Below are 24,994 nucleotides of genomic sequence, written 5' to 3' on the forward strand. Positions count from 1 at the left end.
ATCGCTCGAGGACTGGGCATCACGCTGATGTCTCGGAGGTCATCGGCGCGGTCAGTGCTTTGATGGGACTCATGAGCGATCGCCATGAGAGTGGCGCGCCACGCGTCGCGCGCGCCAGCCGCGAGATCGCGGCCGATTCCACTCGGATCTTCGATCTCATCGCTGATCCGGCCGAACAGCCGCGATGGGATGGCAACGACAACCTGTCCCATGCCGCGACCGGTCAGAGAGTCCACGCGGTCGGCGACGTCTTCACGATGACCACCACGAAGGGCAACCTCAGAGAGAACCACGTGGTCGAGTTCGTCGAAGGCCGGCGAATCGCCTGGACCCCCGCCGAGCCGGGTCAGGAGCCGCCCGGCCACCTGTGGCGCTGGGAGCTGGAACCGATCAGCCCGTCGCTCACGCGGGTAACCCACACCTACGACTGGACCCGCTTGGCCGATGACGACCGAAGGATCCCGCGCGCCAGGGCGACCACTCCCGACCGGCTGCAGGCATCCATCGACCGGCTCGCGGCTCTCGTCGAGCGCCCTGACCGCTGAACGCTCCCGCGCTGTGCCCTGTTCGTCGCGCGATCCTCTACGGGACCCAGCCCGGGCGGGACTTTCGTAGGCGAATTCGCTGAATGGCCTACAGGATCCACCCGCGACCCGATCCTGTAGGCGGCGACGGCTTCGCAGGTGCCACTCAGCCCAGGAAGTCGCGGGCTCCGAGGATCTCGCGGTGGGCGGCCAGGTACCAGTTGCGCAGCTCGACATCGATCCGAGCCGACTCGGCCGGGTCGACCGACACCGTGCCCGGAACCGAAGGGAGCCCCTCGAGCAGTGCCGCTCGAGAACCGTCGGGAGGATGCGTGACCCACAGGTCGACCATTCGCCGGGATGCCTGGCGCCGCACCTCCAGTTCGTCCTGCAGCTGAGCATGGCGGCGGTCGGCGAGCGTCCCCCAGTCCTCCGAGCGCTTGGTCACGACGTCGTGCACGAGTCCGTCGACCAGGTCGCCCAGCACCGTGAGCCGGTCGACCGTGGCGATCGCGGCCCGCGAGCCGACGGCTTCCCGTGACGCGAGGTCGGCGGCATACTCCGCCCTGCGATGGTCGGACATCGCGATCGCGTCGATCGCCAGCTGGATCGTCGCGAAGACCGTGTTCAGCATGGCGAGGAGCAGCCGGAACAGCATCGTCACGAACGAGTCGTCCTCGGCTCGGTCGAGGCGATCGCCCATCCGGCGCCAGGGGTTGTGGCCGCCGGTCCACTCGACGGCACTCGCGAAGATCGCCGTTGCGGGACGAGTGAGTGTGCCGCGCAGAGGATCCCGGTTGCTCAGGTGCCCGAGCTCGTGTGCGAGCACCGCGACCCGCATCTCGGGAGTGAGCAGAAGCCACATCGGGATGCCGATGAACAGCACCGACCGACCGCGCACGCCTACTCGAGTCACAGCCATGTTGACCTCGTCTGCTAGCAGCACGAGGACGTCGGGTTCCTTTGCGCCCACCGCCCCAGCCACCTGTCGGATGAGGCCTCTAAGGGCTGGTGCCTGGTCGGCGGGGATCTTGGTCAGGCTCCGCGGGAGGCGACCGAACCGCGGTCTCGTCCAGACACCCAGAAGAACGAGACCAACCGATGCGAAGAACTTCGCCGGCGGCAACCAGTCGCTCTGGAACCACACGACGACGGCGCCGACGAAACAGGTGAGGGATACGAGCGTGATGATCGCGGACACGGTCAGCAGCGCGACCTCGCCCCGGCTCCGGATGGCAGCCGCAGCCGGGTCGGCGATGATCTGGGCGCGCAGGTCGTCGTCGAGGGCGAAGGCCCGGTGAAAGCCCCACCGACTCAGCCATCGGGTGCCGCGCCACGGCGCCGCCGACGGGTCGTAAGGCTCGGCCTGGTGCGGCGACTCAAATCGTTATGTCCTGTTCGCAGCCGTGTCAGGGCGTGCGCCCTCCACAAGCGACCAACTGGCCATGCGTTGTGGTCGCGACGGCGGTTGGGCGACGACAAGTGTCCAGCTGGTCGAATGTGGTGGTCAGCGGTCGCGCTCGACCATGTAGGGGACGAGGTCCCGCAGGAACGTCCGCGCGGACGACGGCGGGACGTCGGCGAACGCGTCGTCGAACGCGACGAGCGCCGACCGTGCGATGCCGCGCGCGAACTCCTCGGCGAAGGCCACGCTCCCGTGTCTCTCCATCAGGTCGAGGATCTCCTCCCTGACCCCGTTCGACCGCTGAGCCGGATCGAGGGCCAGGTACTGCTCCACGAGCACCCGACGTGGTCCCGTCGCCGCCGCAAGCAGATGGATGAGCATCAGGGTGCGTTTTCCCTCTCGCAGGTCGCCCAGTCGCTCCTTCCCGTAGCGGCTCTCCGATCCCGTGAGGTTGAGGATGTCGTCGCGGATCTGGAACGCGGCGCCGAGGAAGAAGCCGAAACGCAGCATGAGCCGGAGGTCCACGTCCTTTCTGGACCCGATCAGCGCGCCGACCCGGAGCGGCAGCAGGGTCGTGTACCAGCACGTCTTCTTCATGATCAGGTCGAGGTAGTCGTCAGGCGTGAGGTCGACGCGGCCGTCGCGCAGCCACCCCAGCTCCCGCGCCTGGCCGTCGACGGTCTGTCGGGCCATGAAGTCGAACTCGGACCAGATCCGGGCGGCGAGGGCCCGCCCCAGGCGGCGCTCGTTCTGGCGAAGGGAGCCCAGTGCGAGGACTGCGAGGCCGTCCCCCGCGTTGATGGCGAGCGCCGAGCCGTAGGTGACGTGCAGCGTCGGCTTGCCCCGGCGGAGCTCGCTGTCGTCCTCGACGTCGTCGTGGACCAGGAATGCCGTGTGGAGCAGCTCGAGGGCCGCGGCCGAGGGCAGCGCGTCCTCCACGTTGCCACCGAAGGCGCTGCACGTGGCCAGGCAGAGGGCTGGGCGCAGCCCCTTTCCGCCGCGCTCGAGGTACTCGCTCGCGGGGCCGCCGAGGTAGGGCGACAGCCCGTCCGCGAGGAGGTGGGACTGGGCCGCCCGCCTCGCCATCACGGCATACGCGTCGAGCTGGTCGAGGAGCTCAGGCGCCGTGCTGCTCATCGGGGATCGGCCCCGTGGACGCGCACCGACAGGGTCAGGCCGATCGGGCGTGAGCCGTCGACCGAGCTGAGCACGAGGGCCTGGTACTCACCGGCGGGCTGGTCCGCGGGCACCGTCACGCGGAGGCGCGACTCCCCGACGGTCGCGGGGTCCACGACGGCCAGCACCTCGGGCGAGAAGGCCACCGCCTCGGCTGGCATGACGCCCGTCGAGGCCACCAGGCTCGTGGCTCGCAGCCGGACGTGCGCGACCGGCGACGTGGTCGGGTTGTGCACCCAGACGGACACCTCCGAGCAGGAGCCCGGCGCAGCCGGCGGCAGGACCAGGTGGTCAGGACCCGGAGTGCGGCCGGGCGTCACCGTTCTGGCCAGGACCGAGGTGAGCTCCTCGAGGAGGGCCAGTCCTGCATCGGCGGCGCGACCCGCGCCGTCGAGCAGGGCCGCGGCGGGGTCCCCGGATGACGATCCGGAGATGTCCGGCTCGTGGTGGATCGCCCGGTCAACGACCGCGATGTACCGGTCGACGACTGCCGCCGCGGAGAACAGCCCGAACCGCTGGACGTCGCCGGCGAGATCGGCCGCCGTCGGCCGCGACCTGCCGCTCGTCACGACGCAGCCTTGTCGGTGGCCTGCGGGGACAGGGCCCCCGACAGGATGGCCCGCGCCGCCTGGACCCCGGAGCGGGTCGCCGCCTCGACACATCCAGCGTCGAGCCCACAGGCCGTCCAGTCACCGGCGATCGCGAGGTTGGCGAACCCGGACCCGTCGGGCGGGAGCCGGTGCCTGCCGGAGCCCGGTAGGGACTGGACGTACCGGTCGGACGGGTCGAGGTTGGCGCGGTAGTACTGCCCGTCGAGCCGGTCCCTGCCGGTGCGGCCGGAGCCGTCCCACAGCAGGTCCCAGCGAAAGCCCGCCGCCGTCGCCGCGCCGGGCCACAGGTCCCCCGCCTCGTCGTCCAGGAAGCGGACCAGCTGATGCCGGACCAGCGAACGTCCGGCGGCCGGGGGCACGTCAGGCATCGCACCGCACAGGTAGGCGAGGCTCGTCGGGCCGGCGGCCGGCCACCCTTCGCGCGGAAGCAGGTGCGACATCGACGCCCAGGTGTCGAACGTGTCGCCGAAGCCGGTGAGGGTCACTCCTGCCGGGCCCTGCCAGCCGAGGTCGCGCTCGCTCGCGCCGAACCACAGCTGGGCGGCGTGGGTGGCAACGGTGGCGACGCCGTCGACCATCGCACGCCAGCGTGAGTCGGCCGCGACGAGGTCGGCAGCGACGTGGGGCACCATCCCCAGGGAGACGGCCAGCACGGCCACGTCGAAGTCGGCCCCTACGGTCAGGGTCTCGGTGCCCGTCCCTTCTGCGGGGCCCCAGTGCGACTCCAGCCCGTGACCGGGCTCGTCGCACGCATCACCCGGCACGCCGTCAAGCTGGTCGAGCAGCGGCCCGGCCGGCCAGCACTGCAGGCCACCGATACGGACGAGCGGCTCGTACCGCTCCAGCCCCGGCCTCAGGTCCGCCTGACGGGTCAGCGTGACCGAGCCGACCGTGTGGTCCGGGCCGAGGGTCAGCCGGTCCAGCCGCCGGAAGAAGCGGAACTCCACGCCCCGGCGGCGCAGGGCTTCGTACATCGGCGCGAAGACGACCTCCCCCATACCCGCCTGCATGTGCCAGAAGATCGACCCCTTGTAGTCGAAGAGCATCCGGCCGGCGAGCTGGAGACCGAGACCGGCCGCGAACCTCGGCCGCTTCCGGTCGCCGCCCTCGTAGGCGAAGGTCAGGTCGTACATGCCGCGAACGATGGCCGAGTCGAGCGTCTCTGGCGCGGCGCCGTGCCGGGCCAGCCACTCGCGGTAGTCGAGGTGGTCGATGGCGTCGTACCCGGTACCGGACAGCAGTCCGTCGGCGACCATGCCCTGCAGGTTGGTCACGACCAGGTCCACGAGCTGCCAGGTTCGCCGCAGGGCCGGGTCGGCGAGCACGGTCCTGCGTATGCCGTCCCTCCAGTCGTGCAGCAGCCTGGTCAGCCGCTCGACGGCCACCGACCCCAGCCCGACTCCCTGGGTGACCCTCGAGGCCCGTTCGAGGCCGGTGAGGATCGCGGCGACGGCCGTCAGCGCGGCGCCGCGGACGAGAGCCTCGGCGTCGGTGCTGGACGGTGGTGGCACCGGGCTGGCGCTGAGGAAGACCTCCGGGCGGGCCGGAGGCCCCGCGACACCGCGGTGGAAGTCCGCCAGCAGCTGCAGCGCTCGGGAGGCCAGGTCGAAGGGACGAAGCGGCCGGTCCTCCGCCCCGGGCTCCCCCGGGAGCGCGGAGTTCTGGGAGAACGAGGTGACGTAGTGGCTCCACCCCAGGCCGTCGTGGTCCGCGAGTCCGACGTCGCCCGTCGGAGCGACCGCTTCGCGCCACGTGCGGATCGGGCTCGCCGGGTCCGTGGCCGGCCGGTCCAGCTCTGCGTAGACCTCGCGCAGCACCCGGAACGTCGCGTCGTAGTACCCGAGCAGCACGTGGAGCCCGTGCTCCTCGATCCGGTCGTTCGGTCCGCGGCTGCTGGCTCCTTTGCCGCCGAGCCGCCACCCGCGCTGGTACACCGTGATCGACTCGACGCGGGTGCGCCAGTCGCCGCTGCTCAGCTCCCAGGCAGCGGACAGACCGGCCATGCCGCCGCCGAGGATCACGACCCGCGGCCCGCCCACGTCAGCCTTCGAGCAGCGCGTCGGCGGCTGCGGTCGCCCCGTTCACCAGACCGGCAGGCAGGCACCCCCGGGCCTCAACCAGCACTCGCCGCCAGGACGCGGGTCGAGCGCCGTCCTGGAGCCCCGCCAGGTCGACCGCAGCCCGGAGCCTGGCGACGTGGGCGCCCTGCTCGGACGCACAGCGCACCGCTTCGGTGAGGTCGGCCGCGGCGTCAGCGGTGTCGCCGCCCGTCGCGATCGTGTATGCCGCCCGCTGCCGCAGGAGCTCTGGCAGGTGGACGTACTCCCCGGACTTCTGTACGACGAGGAGCGCATCACCCACGAGCTCCTGGGCGCGGTCGAGCTCGCCCGCCGCGGCGTGGAGCTCGGCCAGATGGCCCAGCGCGAAGGGCTTGAACGCCTCCTGCCCCATGAGGTGCAGCGTGTCGAAGGTCTGCTGCAACGCCTGCCGGTGTGCGGCGCTGCCGGGAGCCTCGGCGGTCGCGTAGGCCATCCCCATCACCGACCAGAACGCATACCCGTGCTCCTGCCCGATGGCCACGATCTCGGCGCCCAGCCTCTGCGCGTCCTCGTGGTCGCCGTTGAACCGACGGATCCAGGCGGCATACAGCTTGACGAAGGCGAGAGTGAACGGGCCGCGGGGGAACCCGATCTCCTCGGCGCGGCGGATCGCCCGGTTCTCCCACTCCAGCGCGCCGGGCTCCCCCCGCAACGTCATGAGGCACGCAGTGCCGATGAGGCAGACGGAGAACGGGTCGGTGGGCAGGGGCCAGAACGGAGTGATGAGCGCCTCCGCCGGACGGGCCGAGAACCCGGCGAAGGACCGCTCCTGGTGGGCCATGGCGAGGTCCAGATGCCCCTCGAAGAACTCCTGGAAGCCGACGCACTGCTCCACCTCGGGCGCGAACGACGCGAAATCCACATCGCTGACCATCGCGCTGAGCCGGTCGATGACGCGGCGCGACGTCGGCGTGTCGCCGGCGGCGAGCCAGTAGGACCAGATCGCGACCAGCGAGGGCACCACCTGGACCGCGTTGCCCAGCCGCGTGGCCAGCACCTCGGCCCTGCGGTGGTCCGCCTGGACGGCCGGGGCGGCATACCCCTGCATGGAGCTCACACTGAGGGCACGGAGCAGCCGGGCAGTCAGCTCGCTCACGTCGCGCTCTGCCGACTCGGGCAGCGTCTCGACGAGCTCGAGGACGCGCGTCAGCAGCTTGGTCGCCACGGTGTGCGCGCCGCGCGCCTGCTCGCCCTGCACGGCCGCGAGGTATAGGCCGATCGCCTGCGCCGCCTCGCCGGCGAGATCCAGGTGCTGGGCGACGAGCGCCGGCTCCGCGCCGCGGGCGCCGAGCACCTCGGCCACCTTGGCGTGCGTGTGTCGCCGGACGTCGAGGACCTGTGTCTCGTATGCCGCGTCCCGCATGAGGGCGTGGCGGAACCGGTAGCTGCCTGCGGCCGCGTCGCCGCGCTCGATGATGCCCGCTCGCGTCAGGGCGACCATCTGGTCGCTCACCCGCTGGTCGTCCTCGAGGACACCTGCCACCGTCGCAGCATCGAAGGCCGGGCCGACCGTCGCCGCCACCTGGACGACCCGCAGGTCGACACCGGGAGCCTTGAAGCGCCAGGTGAACAGCTCCTGCAGCCGCAGCGGGACCGGCTCGACACGCGTCCCACCCAGGTAGGAGCGCGTGAGCTCCTCGATGAAAAGGGGCACCCCGTCGGTCTGCTCCACGATCGAGGCTCGGGCGGCCTCCGTCAGACCCTCACCGCCCAGGTTCTCCACGAGCTGCGCCGCAGCCGCCGCGTCGAGGCGCTCGAGCTGGAGGACTCGAACATCGCCGACCCAGCTCAGCGACGGCGCCTGCCGGGTCGTGGCCACGGTGAGCACGCGAGACCCGTCAGTGCCCGGGTGCGGAGCGGCGGGATGCCCGACCAGGCGTCCGAGCAGGGTGTTGGTAGACGGGTCCGCCCAGTGGAGGTCCTCGACCACGAACAGGAGGGGCGCCTGCTGCGCCAGCGCCCGGAGCCAGTCGAGGAGGCAGTTGATCGTCTCGTCCAGGAAGGCAGCCGGGTCCAGCTCAGGCGCCGGGTAACGAGCCGGGTCGGCGACCCCGACGAGGGAGCCGAGGAACGGCACCGACCGCGAGAGTTCGAGCCCGAGGCCGGACAGGTGGCGCTCGAGCGACCCCAGCCGGTCCGCGGCGTCAAGGTCGAGGACCCGCTCGAGCATCCGGGCGACCGGCCACAAGGACACGCTGGCGTAGTAGGGCAGGCAGCCGATCCCGACGACCTTGCCCCCCGTCGCCTCGACCCGGTCCAGGAGCGCGGCGACCAGCCGCGACTTGCCGATGCCGGCCTCGCCGACGAGCAGGAAGGACCGCTCCCCCGGGGGCTCACGGTGCTCGCGGACCGACTGCCAGGCCTCGAGCAGCTCGCTGCTCGGCCCGGCTCGGCCGACGAGTCCCGCGCGGTGGTATCGCTCCGCCTCGAAGCGCGCTGCGGCATAACGCGGGCGCTGCACGGCGAAGATCTCCACCGCGCGGCTGATCCCCTTGAGCTGCTGCTCGCCCAGCGACTCGAGGTAGAAGTCGGTGTCGACGAGCTGGCGGGTGACGTCGCTGATGACGACGGAGTCGGGTTCGGCTGCGTTCTGCACGCGCGAGGCCAGGTTCGGGGTGACGCCGACGATCGAGTCACGCTCGGCGACCGACTCGGCGCTCAGGTCCGTCACCACCACCAGGCCGGTGTGGATGCCGACGCGCACCTCGGCGGTCAGTCCAAGACGGTGTTCGAGGTCGCTCCGGGCGTCGCGCATCGCCACGACGAGGTCGAGGCCCGCGAGCACGGCGCGGCGGGCGTCGTCCTCGTGCGGCTCCGGGTAGCCGAATCCCGCGAGGATGCCATCGCCGGAGAACTGGATCAGCGAGCCGCCGTAGCGGCCGACCGCATCGCGGGCGGCGTTGCGGTAGAAGGAGAACAGGTCACGCAGCTGCTCAGGCTCGACGCGCTCGGACAGCATCGTCGAGCCGACGAGGTCCGAGAACAGCAGTGTCATCAGAGCACGTTCGCCGGACGGGCCGAGCTGCCGGGCTTCGAGCCGCTGGACGAGGCGGTCGGCGCGCGGGTTGTCCGGGTCGACGGCCCGCACCTCCTCGGCCATGGCCCTGGCCGACTCGGCGTCACCCGTGGCGAGCGCGTTCTCGGCTGCGGTCAGGAGTCGTTCGATGAGTCGGGCGAGCGGTGACTCGACCCGTGGGACGGGGCCGGCCATTCGCTCACGCCGGCCCGGATGCGCGCGCGATGTACAGCTGCACCGGAGCGACGGCCGAGCCGTCGGGCCTGGTGAGCTGTCCGAGGTACAGGCCCGGGGCGACGACGGCATCGGTGGCCACCACCTCCGCGCCGTAGGTCCCGTCGTCGAGGGCCGTCACCGTGACCTGGACCGCGTCCGCCGGGACGACCGCCCCGCCTGCCTCGATCGAGGTCAGGGCCGAGATGACCAGCGCGTCGTTCGGTCGCAGACCCTGCACCGGCACGATCGTCGACTCCGGCGCGGTCGTGGTGGGCCGGGCATCGATCGGGCCGCCCGGGCCGGTCCCGGATGGACCGCCTCCAGGTGGCGTCGTGTCGGGAGGCGCTGCTGCGCGAGCTCCCGGCCCAGCGGGTGCAGCGGCGCCGAAGACCGTGCCCGCCCCTCCCGGCATGACCATCCCGAACGTCCGCGCGGCTCCATCGGCCATCGCGGCGGAACCCGACGCCAGAGCCCGAAGCGACCCGCGCGCCTGCTCCCGTGGCGTGCCGGGCGGCGTGAGACCGGCATCGAGCCCGTGGCCCGAGATCTCGCCCATCGTGTCCATCCCGTAGTTCCACGCCGCCGTCCAGTCGGCGGCGAGCTGGGCCCAGACCTTGGTCCCGTCCGCCATACCGTCCTGGAGGTTGTAGCTGCCGGTCGCCACGCGCGACGTCACGTCGTCGAAGAGGCCGGCATAGGTGCGCGCCGACTCGCCGAAGTACTTCACCCACTGGTCGTAGAGCTGCCCGTTCGGCACCTTCGACCCCGCATCACCGGACGGCACCTTGGTCGGCGACTTCGGTGAGGAGTGGCTTCCGCTGCGCACCGCTGAGCGCATCCAGTCGGTCCAGAAAGGCCGCACGAACATGGCGAAGTCGTCCCACCCGGGCTGGGTGAACCCGACGATCTTCAGCGCCCTCACCCGGCGCACGGAGCCGAAGTCGCTCACGATGAGGAAGCCGCGGTCGACGCCGATCTGCCGGTCGAGGCTGACATCGAGCTCGTAGGTCATCCCAGAGGCCTGCTTGCGGTCCGTCCAGAAGTCACAGTGCAGCAGCGTGTTGAGCGGCCAGACGATCTGGACCTCCTCGTGGAAGACGGCGTGCCAGTGGTCGTCGCCCGGGTCGCTCAGTGGCACCGGTCCCTCCGAGGCCACGACGTCCATCCGCTTGAAGAAGGTCTGACCCCAGTCCGTCCAGTTGCGCGGGTCGAGCCACTTGGTGATCCCCTCGAGCGGCGCGTCGGTCTCGAACTCGGAGAAGATCCACGTCGCCTTGAGGCCGCCGACCTCGACCGCCCTCGTGTTGCAGATGTCCTGGCCCAGGAAGGCAGTGACGTGGTGCGGCAGACCCTGGCCGCTCGGTGTCGACTCGAACGGCACGCCGTCGGTGGCCGCGGCCTTGAGGTCGGTGAGCAGCTGGTCGCCGCGGCCCGCGCCCACCACCGACTCGGCCAGCCGGCGGTACGCATCGCCTGCGTCGTCGTAGGCCGGAAGCCGGGCCGCGGTCAGCTGGTAGAGGACGTCCAGCCGCGCCGAGGCAGAGATCTGCTCCTCGGGGGCGTCGGCGACGAGCTGCAGTGCCGTGGCGGGAGGGGCCGACTGGAACCCGGACACGTCGCCGAGGTCGATGCCGCCCAGCTGGTTCGCGAGGGAGTACAGCCCGAGCAGGGCGTGGTAACGCTTCTGGCGGTCCGCGGCCTCCTGGTCCGCGTCACCCTTCCACGTCGGGGGCCGATCGAACATGACGCACCTGCCTGAAATCTCGCCGAGGGGGACGGTGTCGAGGCTTGAAACGTAAACAGCACGCTGGTACGGAGTCTAAGGACCAGATCACGCACCTGTCTGTCGTTCACACAGAGCCGGCATGCACAAAGCGCCGACGCCATTCGCCGCTGGGGCCTTCGGTCGCCTACTCTCTTACCTCGTGTCCGTCGACCGTTTCGCTGCCACTCGCCTCGCCGAGCGTTACTCCCTGATCGAGCGCATCGCCGCAGGCGGGATGGGCGAGGGGCACCTTGCCCTCGACGAGCGTCTGCAGCGACAGGTCGCCGTCAAGGTGCTCGCTCGCGCCTTCTCCGACTCTCCCGACTTCATCGAGCGGTTCCGCCGGGAGGCACTCACCGCCGCGGGGCTCGTCCACCCCAACATCGCGCAGGTGTACGACTACGGCATCGACGGCGACTCTCACTTCATCGTCATGGAGTACGTCCCGGGCACCGATCTGGCGCGCCTGCTGCGCGACCACGGCCGGATCGCCCCGGCGGCGGCCGTGGACATCGCCGAGCAGGTGTGCGCCGCACTCGCGGCCGCCCACCAGGCGGGCGTCGTGCACCGTGACATCAAGCCGAGCAACGTCATCGTGTCTGACGACGGCCGCGTCAAGGTGACCGACTTCGGCATCGCCCGCTCGCGCGGCGAGGTGACGCTGACCGAGGCGGGCACCGTGATGGGCACGGCGGCATACATCCCGCCGGAGCAGGCCCAGGGCCGCTCCGCGACGCCGGCATCCGACATCTACTCGCTCGGCATCCTGCTCTTCCAGATGCTGACCGGCGAGCTGCCGTTCTCCGGGGACACCCCGATCGCGATCGCGCTGCGCCATCTCGACGAGCCGGTGCCGCCGCCGAGCTCGAAGGTGAGGGGTCTGCCCGCCGCGCTCGACGAGGTCGTGTTCCGCGCCACCGCCAAGGCGCCCGAGGACCGCTACCGCGACGCCGATGCCATGGCCCGCGCGCTGGGCCGCCGGGAGGCGGCCGCGGTGGACGCGACCCGCGCGCTGGCTGTGGGCGCCCAGGCGACGTCGGTGCTCGACGTGCGCGGGCAGCAGCACACGACCGCCCTGCCGGCGACGCCGGAGACGTCGTATGCCGCAGCTCCGCATGCCCAGGAGGCACCTCCAGTCCGGCGGCAGCCGACGCGTCGGCGGGTCAACCCGCTGCCATGGGTGCTTCTGGCGTGCGGCATCGTCCTCGTCCTCGCGCTCGTCGCGATGCTGACCCCCGGCAACGACACGCCGACGGCCAACGCCAACCGACCGTCTGCGACCAAGGCCTCGCAGTCCACTCCCACGACGTCGGACGCGACGACCACGGCGCGCCCTGACGGTCGCACGGTGCCCGACGGCATCGTCGGCATGCAGCGCGACGCCGCGGTCGACCAGCTCATCGGCCTCGGGGTCAACGTGCGCTGGGTCCTCGTGAGGTCCTCCCAGCCCGAGGGCGCGGTCCTGGGCACGGTGCCGGCGCAGGGCGAGCCGATGAAGCGCGGCCAGACCGTCGCGCTCGTCGTGAGCCGCGGCAAGGCGCCCGACCACGTCAACTCGACCTGGGTCGTGCCGGGCGACCTGATCGGCATGAGCGGCAAGGACGCCGAGGACCGCCTCGGCCACGAGGACGTGCGGGTCACCCGCGTGACCATCCCCACTGGCGGCGACGGCGGCCAGGTGGTGGCGACGTGGCCCGCAGCCGGACAGCCGACGACCGAGGGCGTCGTGGTGCTCGTGGTCTCCGGTGACACCGGGGGCAAGAGCGACAACAAGGGCACCGGCAGCAGCGGGAGCGGCACCGGCGGCGACGGCAACAGCAGCGACTGACGGGGCGCAAATCCGGGCGCCCGACGTCACAGGCGTGGGATACGTTCGGCGGGTGACTGACACGACCGCGCAGACCGCGCGACCCCAGACCGATGTCGACCGCATCGCCGAGAGATACTTCGACGCCGCTGTCGACCTGAGCCCGATCAACGCCACCTACCTCGGCGTCCCTGGTCGTGACGAGGACCTCGACGACCTGTCCCCCGCGGGCAACGCCGCGCACGCCACGCTGCGCGAGGCCACGCTCGCCGAGCTCGCCACCGCGACGCCCGCCGACGACGTCGACCGAGTCACCGTCGCGGCGATGACCGAGCGCCTCCAGCTGGCCCAGCAGCGGTATGCCGCGGGCCTCGACGAGATGTCGCTCAACGTGATCGCCTCCCCCCTCCAGGGCGTCCGAGACGTCTTCGACCTGATGCCGCAGGACTCGGAGGAGCACTGGCGCACCTTCGCCGTCCGGATGGCCAAGATCCCGGAGGCGCTCGAGGGCTACAAGGAGTCGCTGCTGCTTGCACGGGAGCGCGGCCAGGTCACGCCCCGGCGTCAGGTCACGGCGTGCGCCGACCAGTCACGCGACCTCGTGGCCGACGACGGCTACTTCGCCAAGGTGGTCGAGGACGCCAAGGCCGGCGACGACCCGCTCGATGGTGAGGTCAAGGGCCAGCTCGCCGAGGCCGCCCGAGCGGCCGCGGCGGCATACTCCGACATCGCTGACTGGCTCGAGCGGGAGCTGCTCCCCCATGCGCCGGAGGCCGACGCGTGCGGTGTCGAGCGCTACGCCTTGGAGTCCCGCTACTTCCTCGGCGCCGCGGTCGACCTCGAGGAGACCTACCGCTGGGGCCAGCAGCAGGTGGCCGACCTGCACGCGCAGATGACGCGGATCGCCGAGGGGCTCGAGGAGGGCGCCTCGGTCGAGCGGGGCGTGGAGATCCTCGACGCCGACGAGCAGTACCAGCTGGACGGCACCGACGCGCTCAAGGCGTGGATGCAGGAGCGTGCCGACGAGGTCATCACGAACCTCAAGGACGTCCACTTCGACATCCCGGGCCCCGTCCAGAAGATCGAGTGCATGATCGCCCCGACCCAGACCGGCGGGATCTACTACACCGGCCCTTCTGACGACTTCAGCCGGCCCGGCCGCATGTGGTGGTCGGTGCCCAAGGGCAACACCGAGTTCAAGACGTGGAACGAGCTGACGACCGTCTACCACGAGGGTGTCCCGGGCCACCACCTGCAGGTCGCCCAGACCGTCTACCGGTCCAAGCTGCTCAACAAGTGGCGCCGCCTCGAGGCCTGGACCTCCGGCCACGGCGAGGGCTGGGCACTGTACGCCGAGCGCCTCATGGCCGAGCTCGGCTACATGGACGACCCGGGCAACCGGATGGGCTGGCTCGCCGGTCAGTCACTTCGGGCTGCGCGCGTGGTGATCGACATCGGCGTGCACTGTGGTTTCGAGGCACCCGACGAGGTCGGCGGCGGGGCGTGGGACTACGACAAGGCGTGGACGTACATCACGCGCTATGGCTTCATGGACGAGAAGGTCCTTCGCTTCGAGCTCAACCGGTACCTCGGCTGGCCCGGGCAGGCCCCGTCCTACAAGATCGGCGAGCGGCTGTGGCTCCAGCTGCGCGACGAGGTCAAGCAGCGCGAGGGCGACGCGTTCGACCTCAAGGCGTTCCACCGCCGCGCCCTCGACATCGGCGGCGTCGGGCTCGACACGCTGCGCTCCGCGGTGCTCGGGGAGATCTGAGGCCTTCTCCCGTCGAGTGGCCTCGTCGTCACACCAGTCCCACGGCAAGCGCGACCTTCGCCGGAAGAAGTGTGACGACGGGGCCACTCGACGAGCCTTATCATTCCGGAATGCCGTCCACCCCTCCCACTGGCGCGCCGGCCGTCACCCTCGTGCTCGCATCCGCCTCTCCCGCCCGGCAGAAGACGCTCCTCGCGGCGGGCATCGAGCCCGTCGTCGTCGTCAGCGAGGTCGACGAGGACCTCGCCGTCGCGGAGGCAACCGAGCGCTATGGGCCGCTCGAGCCGGCGGACATCGCCCTGCTCCTCGCACGGGCCAAGGCAGAGGACGTCGCCAGCCGCAACGAGCTCGAGGCGGTGGTGATCGGCTGCGACTCGGTCCTCGAGCTCGATGGCGAGATGCACGGCAAGCCGGCCGACGCCCGCGAGGCGACGGCCCGCTGGAGGCGGATGCGGGGCCGCTCGGGGGTCCTGCACACGGGCCACTGGCTGGTGGACGAGCGAGGCACCGCCGGCGCGACCCTTGGTGCGACCGCCTCGACGACGGTGCACTTCGCGCGACTCAGCGACGCCGAGATCGACGCGTACGTCGCCACGGGTGAGCCGCTCACCGTCGCGGGCGCGTTCACGATCGACGGGCTGGGCGGTGCGTTCGTGACGGCCGTCGAGGGCGACCACCACAACGTCGTGGGTCTGTCCCTGCCGCTGCTGCGCGACCTGCTCGGCGACGCCGGCATCGAGTGGTTCGATGTGGTCGGCCGCGCGACCGCGGAGGCGGGGCAGGCCGCGGAGGCGGGGCCGGTCACGGCGGAGGCGACGCCTCAGGGATAGAGGTCGTCGGTGAGGTTCTCGATGATGAGGTAGTGCTCGGTCCACCACCACATCTGCAGGGCACCCGCAAGGACCACGACCCCGAGCAGCCAGTAGCGGTAGCGCCGCCACCAGCGCAGCTTGAGGAACCAGGCGATGATCAGCGCCATCGGGAACGCCAGCAGGCCGTAGCGGATCCGGCTGGGCGTCGTGCTGGTCACCAGGACGATGTATGCCGGGTAGGCGCCCGCCCAGCCCCAGATCTCCGGGCCCCAGCGCCAGGAGTTCTTCGACAGCATGAACCACGTGAAGCCGGCGATCGCGAGCACGCCGAGCACCTGTCCGAGCACGCCCCAGTAGTCGTAGAGCAGGTTCCACCACATGTAGAGCTTGACCTTGGTCTGGATGTTCCAGGCCAGCATCGTGTCGTTGTAGGCGTTGGGGGTGTCCGTCGCGATGGTGACGATGGTCGGCCAGAGCCAGGTCAGGACGGCGGCGTATGCCGCGAGCGCCCCCATGGCGACCCGGAACCGCACCGGGTGCGGGCCTTCGTCGTTGTGCCACCACCGCACGACGGCGTGCGCCACGATCACGGGGACCATCGCGATGACGACGTTCCGGGTCAGGGCGAGCACGAGCAGCGCGAGCACGACCCACCAGTACTTGCGCTTGCGGAGCAGCCACAGGACGGTGACGACGAGCAGCAGCCCGGTCGACTCGGTGTAGGAGGCCGAGAAGGCCGGCGAGGCGATGTAGAAGGAGGTGGCGACGACCGCGACGATGGCCTCCCACCGGCCGACGGCCTGGTCGACGAGCTTGAAGAGCAGGTACATCGCGACGAAGCCGATGAGCGTCGACAACAGCGGCGCGACGACCTCGAAGGGCAGCCCGGTGACTCGCATGATGCCGCCGACGGTCATCGGGAACACCGGGAAGAAGGCCCAGGGGTTCATGTCGACCCCGCCCCAGGGGGCGCGCGGGAGCACGGCTGGGTACCCGTGCTCGGCGATGACGCGGTACCACTGGCCGTCCCAGTTCGTCATGGCGGTGAGGTACCCGGGGGCGGCCGGGGACGGGTAGAAGATGCGGATGTTCTGCGTCCCGATGGGCAGCGCGATCTGGTACTTGGCCAGGTAGCTGGCTGAGATCAGCACGAAGATCCGAGAGACCCCGAACACCGCGAGGGGGAACCAGACGGCGAACCTGCGGTAGAACGGCGTGCGGGCCTCGACCTCGCGGTCGGGGTGCTCGAGGCGGTGACCGAGACGCGACTCAGACCGGCGGGACGGAGCGTCGGCGGTCGCTGAAGTGACGGTCACGCCGGGAAGCATAGGCCAGACGCCTGACGAGGTCAGATCGCAGCTCATCGGCCTCGACGACGGAGTCGAGGACGAGGTCTGCGGCGAGGCGCTCGATGTCGACGTCCTCCTCGTACTCCCGGCGGCGGTCGGCGACGAACTGGGCCTGTTCCACGGGGTCCTCGATCTCGGCGATCTTGTTGGCGTAGACCGCGTTGACCGCGGCTTCGGGACCCATCACGGCGATCCGGGCCGTCGGCAGCGCAATCGTGGCGTCGGGGCCGAAGCCCGGCCCGCCCATGGCGTAGAGCCCGGCGCCGTAGGCCTTGCGCACGACGACGCAGACCTGGGGCACCGTTGCTGACGCGACGGCGCTCACCATCTTGGCGCCGTGCCGGATGATGCCGCCGCGCTCGACCTCCGAGCCGATCATGAAGCCGGGGACGTCGGCGAGATAGACCAGCGGGATGTTGAACGCGTCGCAGAGCCAGATGAAGCGGGCCGCCTTGTCGGCGCTGTCGGTGAACAGCACGCCGCCCTTGACGATCGAGTTGTTGGCGACGATCCCGATGCTCTCGCCGTTGAGCCGGCCGAAGCCGATCACGAGCTCTCCGGCCCAGAGCGGCTTCAGCTCGAAGAACGAGTCGTCGTCGACGAGGCCGTCGATGACGGCGTGGATGTCGAAGGGGACCGACTCGCGCTCGGGCACGCTCGCGCGGGTGAGCGGCTCGGCGGGCTCCTCGGCGGCATACGTCGGGGGGTGGTCCCGCCAGCTGCCGGGGACGTAGGAGAAGTAGAGCTTGGCGAGCTCGATCGCCTCGGTGTCGTCGTGGGCCAGCAGGTCCCCGACGCCTGAGACGGTGCAGTGCATCCGGGCGCCGCCCATCTCCTCGAGCGACACCTTCTCGCCGACGACCATCTCCGCCATCCGCGGGCTGCCGAGGTACATCGAGGCGTTGCCTTCGACCATGATGATGAGGTCGCAGAAGCTGGGGATGTACGCGCCGCCGGCAGCGCTCGGGCCGAAGAGGCAGCAGATCTGGGGGACCTTGCCGGACAGCGCGACCTGGTTGTGGAAGATCCGCCCCGCGCCACGCCGTCCGGGGAACATCTCGACCTGGTCGGTGATGCGGGCGCCCGCCGAGTCGACGAACCAGAAGACGGGCAGCTCCTCGCGCAGCGCCATCTCGGTCGCCCGGACGATCTTCTCGACGGTGCGCGCGCCCCAGCTGCCGGCTTTGACGGTCGGGTCGTTGGCGATGACGATGGCGGGCCGACCATCGACCGTGCCGCGCCCGGTGACGACACCGTCGGCGGGCAGCCCGGGCGCGAGGGCGTTGGCGTAGCGGCCGTCCTCGACGAAGGAGCCCTCGTCGAAGAGCAGGGCGATGCGGTCGCGGACGTAGATCTTGCCCTGGGCGTCCAGCTTCGCCTGCGCCTTGTCGGGCGCACTGTCCGAGGCGAGGTATGCCGCCCGGAGTCGTTCGCGGACGTCGGCGACGCGCGGGTCGCCGGCCGGGTCGACGTCGGTCATGACGGGAGGCCGAGCCCTCGGGCGATGAGCATCCGCTGCACCTCGGAGGTGCCCTCGCCGATCTCGAGGATCTTCGCGTCGCGGTAGAAGCGGGCCACCGGGAACTCCTCCATGAAGCCGTTGCCGCCGAAGACCTGGGTGGCGATGCGGGTCGAGGTGACGGCCGCCTCGGTGGCGTAGAGCTTGGCGATGGCCGCGGCGTGCTTGACCTCCTTGACCGACCTGCGGCCCTCGTGCAGCTCGTCCTTGAGCCAAGCGGCCTTGTATGTCAGCAGGCGAGCGCCCTCGACCATCACGGCGAGGTCGGCGAGCTGGAACGAGATCCCCTGGTTGGCGCCGATCGGCCTGCCGAAGGCTGTGCGGGTCTTGGCGTAGTCCGTGGCCAGCTCGAGGCAGGCCTGGGCGCACCCGACGGCGAGCGCGGAGATCGCGATGCGGCCGTCGTCGAGGGTCTTGAGGAACTGCTTGAAGCCCTCCCCCTGCTGGCCGACGAGGTTCTCGACCGGCACGCGACAGTCGGCGAAGGTGAGGCCGTGGGTGTCCGAGGCGTGCCAGCCGAGCTTGTGGTACGCGGGCTCGACGACGAATCCGGGGGTGCCGGCGGGGACGAGGATCGCCGAGATCTGGGCCGAGCCGTCGTCGTTCGTGCCGGTGCGGGCGGTGACGGTGACCACGGAGGTGATGTCGGTGCCCGAGTTGGTGATGAAGGCCTTGGCGCCGTTGATGACCCACTCGTCACCGTCGCGCGTGGCCCTGGTCCGGGTCGCTGCGGCGTCGGAGCCCGCCTCGGGCTCGGTCAGGCCGAAGCCGGCGAGCGCCCGCCCGGAGACGAGGTCCGGCAGGAACCGCTGCTTCTGCTCGTCGTTGCCGTAGGTGAGGATCGGGTTGATGCCGAGGCCGACGCCCGCGGACAGCGTGATACCGATCGACTGGTCGACGCGGCCGAGCTCCTCGATCGCGACGCAGAGGCTGGTGAAGTCGCCGCCCTCGCCCGCACTGCCGCCGTACTCCGTGGGCACGACGAGGCCGAACAGGCCGAGGTCGCCCATCTTGGGGATGAGGTCCACCGGGAAGTGGGAGGCGGCGTCCCACTTGGCGATGTTGGGCGCGACCTCCTTCTCGGCGAAGTCGCGGACCACCTTGCGGAAGTCCTCGTGGTCTTGGCTGAGCTCGAACATCGATGTCCCCTTGCACACGGGCCGTCCTCACGACCGGCTCGTGAGACGTACTTGACGTTGACGTAAACGTAAAGCACTATCGTCGACATGACAAGTGCGGCCACGACAGAGCAGACGTGGACCATCGCCCAGGTCGCCGAGGAGTTCGGCGTGACCCATCGCACGGTGCGCCACTACGAGGACCTCGGGCTCATCTCCCCCGAGCGGCGCGGCACCCAGCGGGTCTATCACCGGCGCGACCGCACCCGCCTCAACCTCATCCTGCGCGGCAAGCGTCTCGGCTTCCCGCTCGACGAGATCCGCACGATCATCGACCTGTTCGACGCGCCGAGGGGACGGCGGACCCAGCTCGAGTACGTGCTGGGCCAGATCGACGAGCGTCGCGCGGACCTCGAGCAGCGCCTGCGCGACGTCGAGGACGCGATCGCCGAGCTCGGCGACTTCGAGCACCGGTGCCGGCAGGACCTGGCCCGTCTCGACGGACCGGCCTGAGCAGCTGGCTCGAGCTGGGCCAAACAGAGCGTTATGGACTCCCCTAGCGATGCTGACCTCTGAGCGTGAAACGATGGGGTCATGACCGCTGACGACACCAAGATCGCCGAGTACACCCACCCCGAGCGGCTGGTGACCACCGAGTGGCTGGCCGAGCAGATCGCCGCCGGCCGGCTCGGCGGCCCTGACGGCATCGTCCTGCTCGAGTCCGACGAGGACGTCCTGCTCTACGACACCGGGCACATCCCGGGCGCGATCAAGGTCGACTGGCATCTCGACCTCAACGACCCGCTGACGCGCGACTACGTGGACGGCGCCGGCTTCGCCAAGGTCATGGGCTCGCGCGGCATCGGCCGCGACACGACCGTCGTGATCTACGGCGACAAGAGCAACTGGTGGGCGGCCTATGCCCTGTGGGTGTTCAGCCTGTTCGGTCACGCGGACGTCCGGCTGCTTGACGGCGGCCGGGCCAAGTGGATCGCCGAAGGCCGGGAGCTGACGCGCGAGGTGCCGACTCCGATGTCCGTGGACTACCCGGTGGCCGAGCGCGACGACGCCCCGATCCGGGCATTCCGCGACGAGGTGCTGGCCCATATCGGCAAGCCGATGGTCGACGTCCGCTCGCCCGGCGAGTTCTCGGGCGAGCTGCTGCACATGCCCGACTACCCGCAGGAGGGCGCGATGCGCGGCGGCCACATCCCCGGCGCGAAGTCCGTGCCGTGGGCCCGGGCCGCAAACGAGGACGGCTCGTTCAAGTCGCGCGACGACCTCGAGGCGATCTACCTCACCGAGCAGGGGCTCGCCCCGACCGACGACGTCGTGGCGTACTGCCGCATCGGCGAGCGGTCGTCGCACACCTGGTTCGTGCTGACCCACCTGCTCGGCTTCAACAGCGTGCGCAACTACGACGGCTCCTGGACCGAGTGGGGCAACGCCGTGCGCATGCCGATCGAGAAGTGACCCGGGAGGCCGGATGACGGACGTGACATTGCCGCCCTCGCTCGCCGAGATCGCCGAGGACTTCCAGTCGGCGACGAACGAGCTCAAGCTTCAGCTGCTGCTGGAGTTCAGCGACGAGCTGCCCGCGCTACCGGAGCGGTACGTCGGTCACCTCGACCAGCTCGAGCGGGTTGACGAGTGCCAGTCGCCGCTGTTCCTCGTGGTCGAGGTGAGCCCGGGTGACTCGCTGGACGACCGGATGGTGAACATCTACTTCGACGCACCGCCCGAGGCACCCACGACGCGGGGGTTCGCGGGCATCCTGCACGAGGGTCTCGATGGGCTGAGCGCGTCGGACGTGCTTGCGGTGCCCGACGACGCCCCGATGCGGTTCGGCCTGTCCGAAGCGGTCTCCCCGTTGCGGATGCGCGGCATGGTCGCGATGCTCGGCCGGATCAAGCGCCAGGTCCGCGAGAAGACCGCCGCCTGACGAAGACCCCGCCTGGCGGAGAACGCTCCTCACGCGGACCCCGAGGGCTCGCCCCTAGTGCTGGACGAGGACGGCTCGGGCTTCTCGGACGGTGATGGTGGTGGTGGGTCCGGGGACGGTGACGGTCTGTGGGATGGGGTTCCAGGTGGTGCCGTCGAGGCTGTAGTCGGCGCCGAAGGTGGTGGTGACCCGGGTCTGGTAGGTGCCCTTGGCGCGGTAGGCATGGCGGATGTCGCCGTCGGGGTAGGTGCCGCCGGTGGAGGTGGTGGGCCCGTGGGTGGTGCCGTCGCCGAAGTCGTAGCGCAAGGCGACCAGGGTGGGGCGGATCCGGACCGGGATGCCGCGCAGCAGGGCCTGGTCGGTCTCGCCGGGCTGGTAGCCGGTGGTGCTCCAGTGGACCTGGTAGTAGGTGGGCAGGTTGACCAGGGTGAGGTTTCCGGCGGGTTGGGTCTCGACGTGGGGTTGGGCCCAGGGGGTGCGCATGAGCTGGGCGGTGATGTCGGCCATGGTCAGGGTGGGGCGGGCTCCTGGCGCGACGTCTGCGGCGCAGGTGATGCCGCGAGGGCGCCACTGCTCGAGGAGGCGACCGGCCTGCGTCGTGCGTCGCCAGATCCGCAGCAGCGGGCCAGCCTCTCCCGCTGGACAGTCACGCAGCGCGTGGGCGCACGAGACCTGCTCGGTGACCGTGTCGGGCCGCGCTTCGGGACAGTCGTTGAGCGACAGGTACTCGTAGACCGGTGCGTTCCCAGCCCGGTCCATCACGGCAGCCCCCTTGTCCCCCGGGAACTTCTCCAGAGCCAGCACCTCGTCGCCCGACATGACGTTCACATAGGCGGCGTCCTGAGTCGTACCGCAGTAGTCAAGCTGTCTGCAGCCGCCTTCAGCGCTCGCAAGGGAGCCATTGGCCAGAACAAGGGAGGCCAGAACCATGGCCGATACAGCCGAGCGCGGCTTCACGAAGAAGCCCGCTGCAGCCTCGCAACGACCCAGTGCTCGCGAAACTCAAGCGTCATCACGAGCAGAAGGCGCGCCGCTCGGGTCGTCTCGATATGTCGCCCCGAGGCACCGAGCACCTCCACGCGCTTCTGGTCTGCCCAGACAGTGACTCGGCGGTTGTTGTCGGTGAACTCAGACGCAGAGGCGTACCGAACTTTGACGAGATCGTCTGCGTAGTGTTGGCGCGAAGCGCGAACCTCGTCGATACCGTTCGCGAGCGCCGTGCACATCTGGCAGGTGGCAGACGACAGCTCACGGAAATGCCGGGACTCACCGGACCGGAAACCTTCGTTCAGCCGGGCGAAGTAGAACTTCGCGAAGGCCGTGGCACCGTCCATGGTCTCGGCGCGGGCTGCCGGTGGGATGCGAGCCAGGACCGGATCGGCAGGTGGTGCCGGCCGGTGAGTCGTCGGCGTCTGGGCGGCTGTCGTGGCTGCCAGCAATCCCGTGGTTGTGGCGACTGGAGGCGTCGTCACACCCGCGGCGCCCGGACGCGCCGCACGGTCTGCCCCGGCACTGGCGCAGGCCGTAACCAGCCACAGCGCGACAAGTGCCACGAGCCAGGCGGCATACGAGATCGGCGGTCGGCGAGGCTGTCGCGCGTGTGGCTGCATCGATGTCCCCTGACTGGTTCACGAACGGGAAACCGCACTCACCCACGGATGGCGCGGTTTGCCTACGACTGATGCCGTCTCACTATCGTGGCCTATCCACGCTTCAGAGTGCGCGCGTTGTCCACAGCCCTCACGTCTCCGGAGGCGACGCCGTGCGATCAGGCTCGGTGATCCCGAAGCACGGCCTGCCACAAGGGCACGTCGAGCGCGACCAGCTCGTCCAGCTCGAGCGTGCCGGCCGCGACAGAGTGCAGCGTCCCGCGCCCCAGCGCGAACGGCGGGCCGGTCACGGCGTCTGAGTCGCTCTCGCTGCGCAGGGCGACCACGAATAGCGTCCCGCCCGGCGCTACCAGGCTCCTGACGGCCGGAACCGCACTCGCCCGTGGCGGGTCCGGCAACGCCTGCAGCGTGAAGATCTCGACGACGAGGTCGAAAGCGCCGACCAGCTCTTCAGGCAGGTCGAGCAGGTCCGCCTGCCGGTAGTCGACTCTAGAGCCCGGGTTGCGTTGTGCCGCAAGGCGCACCGCCGTCGGCGACACGTCGAACGCCGTGACCGCGAAGCCCAGCGAGGCGAGGTACTCGGCGTCGGCGCCGAGGCCGCACCCGACCACCACCGCACGCCGGCCGTCTCCGGAGAGGTCCTGGGACCGAGCCCACTGCTCCAGAACCGGGTTCGGAGTCCGGCGGTCCCAGGGCATAGACACCTCGCCGCGCTCGCCTTCGCCATACAGCCGGTCGAACCACGAGGTCGGCTCGCCGGACTCGATCGCGACCGAGGCGAGCTCGTCCGCCCGCTCGTCCCAGGCGCGCGCCATGGTCAGCTGCCGATCCGGGTGCGGACCTCGTAGAGCTCCGGAAAGAAGGTCAGGTCGAGCGCGCGTCGCAGGAAGTCGACGCCGGTCGAGCCGCCTGTGCCGGTCTTCTGCCCGATGGTGCGCTGCACGACCTGCAGGTGACGGAAACGCCACTGCTGGAAGTTGTCCTCGACGTCGACGAGCTCCTCGCACGTCTCGTAGACGCCCCAGTGGTCGTGGGGCGCGGCATACACCTTGGCGAAGACGTCGACGAGCCCCTCGTGGTGCCGGTATGGCTGCGACCAGTCACGGTCGAGCAGCTCCTGCGGGACGGCATACCCACGCCGGGACAGAAAGGCGAGGAACTCGTCGTAGAGGCTCGGCTCGCGCAACAGCGCGTCGAGCTCGGCTCGCGCCTTCTCGTCGTGGGAGAACACCGCGACCATGTCGGCGTTCTTGTTGCCGAGCAGGAACTCGACCTCGCGGTACTGCGCGGACTGGAAGCCCGAGCTGGTGGCCAGGAACGGCCGGATCTCGGCGTACTCGCTCGGTGTGAGCGTCGCCAGCACCGACCACTGGTCGGTGAGCGTGTGCTGGATGTGCTTGACCCGAGCCATGCGCTTGAGGGCCGGGGCAAGGTCGTCCTCGCGCAGCAGCCTTCTGGCAGAATGAAGCTCGTGGATGAGCAGCTTGAGCCACAGCTCAGAGGTCTGATGCTGGATGATGAAGAGCAGCTCGTCATGCTGCGGTGGCTCGCTCAGTGGCCGCTGGGCACTGAGCAGGACGTCTAGGCAGAGGTAGTCGCCGTACGACATCTTGCGCGTGAAGTCGCGCTCGATCCCGTGCTCCAGCTCCCGCTTGCTCCGCGACTCGGTCCCTCCGCCAACGACACTGTCCATGCTGGCGATCCTAGGCTTCCCGTCAGCGCGGCCGCGGGCGCATGCCGACCAGGTGCGCGACGACGCCCGGAATCCACCCCGTCTCACCGCGCATCCATCGGGCCCCGACGAGGTTGTGCGGGACGATCACCGTCTCGGCGCGCGCAGCCACGAGCCCGAGGTCGGTCCCGAAGACGTCCGTCACGACGGCCCACTCCCGGGCACTGTGCCGGGCCAGGTGCTCCCCGATCGCCATCGCGAACGTGTCCACGAGAACATCCGGACCCGCCGAGCCGGACTCCTTCGCGACGAAGGCGCGGTAGGCCTCGTCGTAGTGCGCGCCGATCGACTCGAGGTCGTCGATGTCGACGCCTGCGGCTGCCGCCCGGTCCAGGGCTGCCGTGATCCGCCGCCGGTCATCCTCGCTGACTGGGCTCGACACGGGTCGGCCGGTGAAGTCGCTGGCGAGCACGTCGCCGGGGTCTGGCAGGTCGCCCGACGTGTCAGTCTCCTCGACGGGCGATTCCTTGCTCTTGCGGGAGAACAGGCCCATGTCTCGCAAATCTAGTCAGTGATGCGCCT

Annotated in this window: 21 protein-coding genes; 7 read left to right on the forward strand and 14 right to left on the reverse strand. The window is 70.4% G+C overall.

Translation table 11 applies throughout. From position 1 onward, the window contains the following. Positions 1-71 precede the first annotated feature (71 nt). Positions 72-545 carry an SRPBCC family protein gene (locus ACWEOW_RS13715; RefSeq protein WP_452269760.1) on the forward strand — a complete coding sequence of 158 codons (474 nt, stop codon included), beginning with the start codon at positions 72-74 and terminating at the stop codon, positions 543-545. 145 nt (positions 546-690) lie between these two features. On the opposite strand, the gene ACWEOW_RS13720 is transcribed toward ACWEOW_RS13715, so the two are convergent. The 6 genes from ACWEOW_RS13720 to ACWEOW_RS13745 all read right to left on the reverse strand — a co-directional run bounded on the left by ACWEOW_RS13720 (position 691) and on the right by ACWEOW_RS13745 (position 10,791). Then, positions 691-1,725 (reverse strand): M48 family metalloprotease, encoded by a 1,035-nt coding sequence (locus ACWEOW_RS13720; protein WP_452269761.1) that lies wholly within the window; start codon positions 1,723-1,725, stop codon positions 691-693. Positions 1,726-2,031: 306 nt separating this feature from the next. Then, entirely contained in the window at positions 2,032-3,066 is a 1,035-nt protein-coding gene (locus tag ACWEOW_RS13725; RefSeq protein WP_452269762.1) for a polyprenyl synthetase family protein, read from the reverse strand. Further along, positions 3,063-3,674 carry a hypothetical protein gene (locus tag ACWEOW_RS13730; protein ID WP_452269763.1) on the reverse strand — a complete coding sequence of 204 codons (612 nt, stop codon included), beginning with the start codon at positions 3,672-3,674 and terminating at the stop codon, positions 3,063-3,065. The genes ACWEOW_RS13725 and ACWEOW_RS13730 overlap by 4 nt, the downstream gene beginning before the upstream one ends. Next, positions 3,671-5,755, reverse strand: coding sequence for an FAD-dependent oxidoreductase (locus ACWEOW_RS13735; protein ID WP_452269764.1), 2,085 nt, complete (start codon positions 5,753-5,755; stop codon positions 3,671-3,673). Before ACWEOW_RS13735 ends, ACWEOW_RS13730 begins: the two co-directional genes overlap by 4 nt. Position 5,756: 1 nt before the next feature. Further along, on the reverse strand, positions 5,757-9,026 hold the full coding sequence (locus ACWEOW_RS13740) for an ATP-binding protein (protein WP_452269765.1): 3,270 nt from the start codon (positions 9,024-9,026) through the stop codon (positions 5,757-5,759). Positions 9,027-9,030: 4 nt separating this feature from the next. Continuing rightward, on the reverse strand, positions 9,031-10,791 hold the full coding sequence (locus tag ACWEOW_RS13745; protein WP_452269766.1) for a hypothetical protein: 1,761 nt from the start codon (positions 10,789-10,791) through the stop codon (positions 9,031-9,033). A 181-nt stretch (positions 10,792-10,972) separates the two neighbouring features. On the opposite strand from ACWEOW_RS13745, the gene ACWEOW_RS13750 reads away from it, so the two are divergent. The 3 genes from ACWEOW_RS13750 (at position 10,973) to ACWEOW_RS13760 (ending at position 15,220) form a co-directional block, all read left to right on the forward strand. Beyond that, positions 10,973-12,640, forward strand: a complete 1,668-nt coding sequence (locus ACWEOW_RS13750) for a protein kinase domain-containing protein (RefSeq protein WP_452269767.1) — start codon at positions 10,973-10,975, stop codon at positions 12,638-12,640. A 52-nt stretch (positions 12,641-12,692) separates the two neighbouring features. Further along, the gene (locus ACWEOW_RS13755; RefSeq protein ID WP_452269768.1) at positions 12,693-14,390 is read left to right on the forward strand and encodes a DUF885 domain-containing protein; all 1,698 of its coding nucleotides are present in this window, start codon (positions 12,693-12,695) and stop codon (positions 14,388-14,390) included. A 110-nt stretch (positions 14,391-14,500) separates the two neighbouring features. Beyond that, a complete protein-coding gene (locus ACWEOW_RS13760; protein ID WP_452269769.1) occupies positions 14,501-15,220 on the forward strand; it encodes a Maf family protein in 720 nt (239 codons plus the stop codon). On the opposite strand, the gene ACWEOW_RS13765 is transcribed toward ACWEOW_RS13760, so the two are convergent. The 3 genes from ACWEOW_RS13765 to ACWEOW_RS13775 are packed head-to-tail and all read right to left on the reverse strand — an operon-like array spanning position 15,211 to position 19,209. After that, complete coding sequence (locus ACWEOW_RS13765; protein WP_452269770.1) at positions 15,211-16,518, reverse strand: hypothetical protein; 1,308 nt, start codon at positions 16,516-16,518, stop codon at positions 15,211-15,213. The two genes, ACWEOW_RS13760 and ACWEOW_RS13765, sit on opposite strands and share 10 nt — an antisense overlap. Then, positions 16,472-18,031: an acyl-CoA carboxylase subunit beta gene (locus tag ACWEOW_RS13770; protein ID WP_452269771.1), complete on the reverse strand. Its 1,560-nt coding sequence runs from the start codon at positions 18,029-18,031 to the stop codon at positions 16,472-16,474. The genes ACWEOW_RS13765 and ACWEOW_RS13770 overlap by 47 nt, the downstream gene beginning before the upstream one ends. Next, positions 18,028-19,209: an acyl-CoA dehydrogenase family protein gene (locus tag ACWEOW_RS13775; RefSeq protein WP_452269772.1), complete on the reverse strand. Its 1,182-nt coding sequence runs from the start codon at positions 19,207-19,209 to the stop codon at positions 18,028-18,030. The genes ACWEOW_RS13770 and ACWEOW_RS13775 overlap by 4 nt, the downstream gene beginning before the upstream one ends. An 87-nt stretch (positions 19,210-19,296) precedes the next feature. Between ACWEOW_RS13775 and ACWEOW_RS13780 the strand changes: the two genes are divergently transcribed. From ACWEOW_RS13780 to ACWEOW_RS13790, 3 genes are all read left to right on the forward strand, one after another. Next, positions 19,297-19,701, forward strand: coding sequence for a MerR family transcriptional regulator (locus ACWEOW_RS13780; protein WP_452269773.1), 405 nt, complete (start codon positions 19,297-19,299; stop codon positions 19,699-19,701). 81 nt (positions 19,702-19,782) lie between these two features. Next, positions 19,783-20,661 (forward strand): sulfurtransferase, encoded by an 879-nt coding sequence (locus ACWEOW_RS13785; protein ID WP_452269774.1) that lies wholly within the window; start codon positions 19,783-19,785, stop codon positions 20,659-20,661. Positions 20,662-20,674: 13 nt separating this feature from the next. Further along, positions 20,675-21,130 (forward strand): SufE family protein, encoded by a 456-nt coding sequence (locus tag ACWEOW_RS13790; RefSeq protein ID WP_452269775.1) that lies wholly within the window; start codon positions 20,675-20,677, stop codon positions 21,128-21,130. Positions 21,131-21,184: 54 nt separating this feature from the next. On the opposite strand, the gene ACWEOW_RS13795 is transcribed toward ACWEOW_RS13790, so the two are convergent. The 5 genes from ACWEOW_RS13795 to ACWEOW_RS13815 all read right to left on the reverse strand — a co-directional run bounded on the left by ACWEOW_RS13795 (position 21,185) and on the right by ACWEOW_RS13815 (position 24,965). Further along, positions 21,185-21,949: a hypothetical protein gene (locus ACWEOW_RS13795; protein WP_452269776.1), complete on the reverse strand. Its 765-nt coding sequence runs from the start codon at positions 21,947-21,949 to the stop codon at positions 21,185-21,187. A 134-nt stretch (positions 21,950-22,083) separates the two neighbouring features. Further along, a complete protein-coding gene (locus ACWEOW_RS13800) occupies positions 22,084-22,683 on the reverse strand; it encodes a DUF6318 family protein (RefSeq protein ID WP_452269777.1) in 600 nt (199 codons plus the stop codon). A 215-nt stretch (positions 22,684-22,898) separates the two neighbouring features. Continuing rightward, positions 22,899-23,555, reverse strand: coding sequence for a class I SAM-dependent methyltransferase (locus ACWEOW_RS13805; RefSeq protein WP_452269778.1), 657 nt, complete (start codon positions 23,553-23,555; stop codon positions 22,899-22,901). Between the two features lie 2 nt (positions 23,556-23,557). Then, positions 23,558-24,433 (reverse strand): tryptophan 2,3-dioxygenase, encoded by an 876-nt coding sequence (gene kynA / locus ACWEOW_RS13810; protein ID WP_452269779.1) that lies wholly within the window; start codon positions 24,431-24,433, stop codon positions 23,558-23,560. A 22-nt stretch (positions 24,434-24,455) separates the two neighbouring features. After that, positions 24,456-24,965, reverse strand: a complete 510-nt coding sequence (locus ACWEOW_RS13815; RefSeq protein WP_452269780.1) for a DUF3806 domain-containing protein — start codon at positions 24,963-24,965, stop codon at positions 24,456-24,458. Positions 24,966-24,994 lie beyond the last annotated feature (29 nt).

Source organism: Monashia sp. NPDC004114, from assembly GCF_053603855.1.

Excerpts from the sequence above, each read along its gene's own strand:
- ACWEOW_RS13715 (WP_452269760.1), top strand. The coding sequence starts at position 72 with ATGAGCGATCGCCATGAGAGTGGCGCGCCACGCGTCGCGCGCGCCAGC.
- ACWEOW_RS13725 (WP_452269762.1), bottom strand. The coding sequence starts at position 3,066 with ATGAGCAGCACGGCGCCTGAGCTCCTCGACCAGCTCGACGCGTATGCC.
- ACWEOW_RS13740 (WP_452269765.1), bottom strand. The coding sequence starts at position 9,026 with ATGGCCGGCCCCGTCCCACGGGTCGAGTCACCGCTCGCCCGACTCATC.
- ACWEOW_RS13745 (WP_452269766.1), bottom strand. The coding sequence starts at position 10,791 with ATGTTCGATCGGCCCCCGACGTGGAAGGGTGACGCGGACCAGGAGGCC.
- ACWEOW_RS13760 (WP_452269769.1), top strand. The coding sequence starts at position 14,501 with ATGCCGTCCACCCCTCCCACTGGCGCGCCGGCCGTCACCCTCGTGCTC.
- ACWEOW_RS13770 (WP_452269771.1), bottom strand. The coding sequence starts at position 18,031 with ATGACCGACGTCGACCCGGCCGGCGACCCGCGCGTCGCCGACGTCCGC.
- ACWEOW_RS13775 (WP_452269772.1), bottom strand. The coding sequence starts at position 19,209 with ATGTTCGAGCTCAGCCAAGACCACGAGGACTTCCGCAAGGTGGTCCGC.
- ACWEOW_RS13780 (WP_452269773.1), top strand. The coding sequence starts at position 19,297 with ATGACAAGTGCGGCCACGACAGAGCAGACGTGGACCATCGCCCAGGTC.
- ACWEOW_RS13785 (WP_452269774.1), top strand. The coding sequence starts at position 19,783 with ATGACCGCTGACGACACCAAGATCGCCGAGTACACCCACCCCGAGCGG.
- ACWEOW_RS13790 (WP_452269775.1), top strand. The coding sequence starts at position 20,675 with ATGACGGACGTGACATTGCCGCCCTCGCTCGCCGAGATCGCCGAGGAC.
- ACWEOW_RS13795 (WP_452269776.1), bottom strand. The coding sequence starts at position 21,949 with ATGTCGGGCGACGAGGTGCTGGCTCTGGAGAAGTTCCCGGGGGACAAG.
- ACWEOW_RS13805 (WP_452269778.1), bottom strand. The coding sequence starts at position 23,555 with ATGGCGCGCGCCTGGGACGAGCGGGCGGACGAGCTCGCCTCGGTCGCG.
- kynA (WP_452269779.1), bottom strand. The coding sequence starts at position 24,433 with ATGGACAGTGTCGTTGGCGGAGGGACCGAGTCGCGGAGCAAGCGGGAG.
- ACWEOW_RS13815 (WP_452269780.1), bottom strand. The coding sequence starts at position 24,965 with ATGGGCCTGTTCTCCCGCAAGAGCAAGGAATCGCCCGTCGAGGAGACT.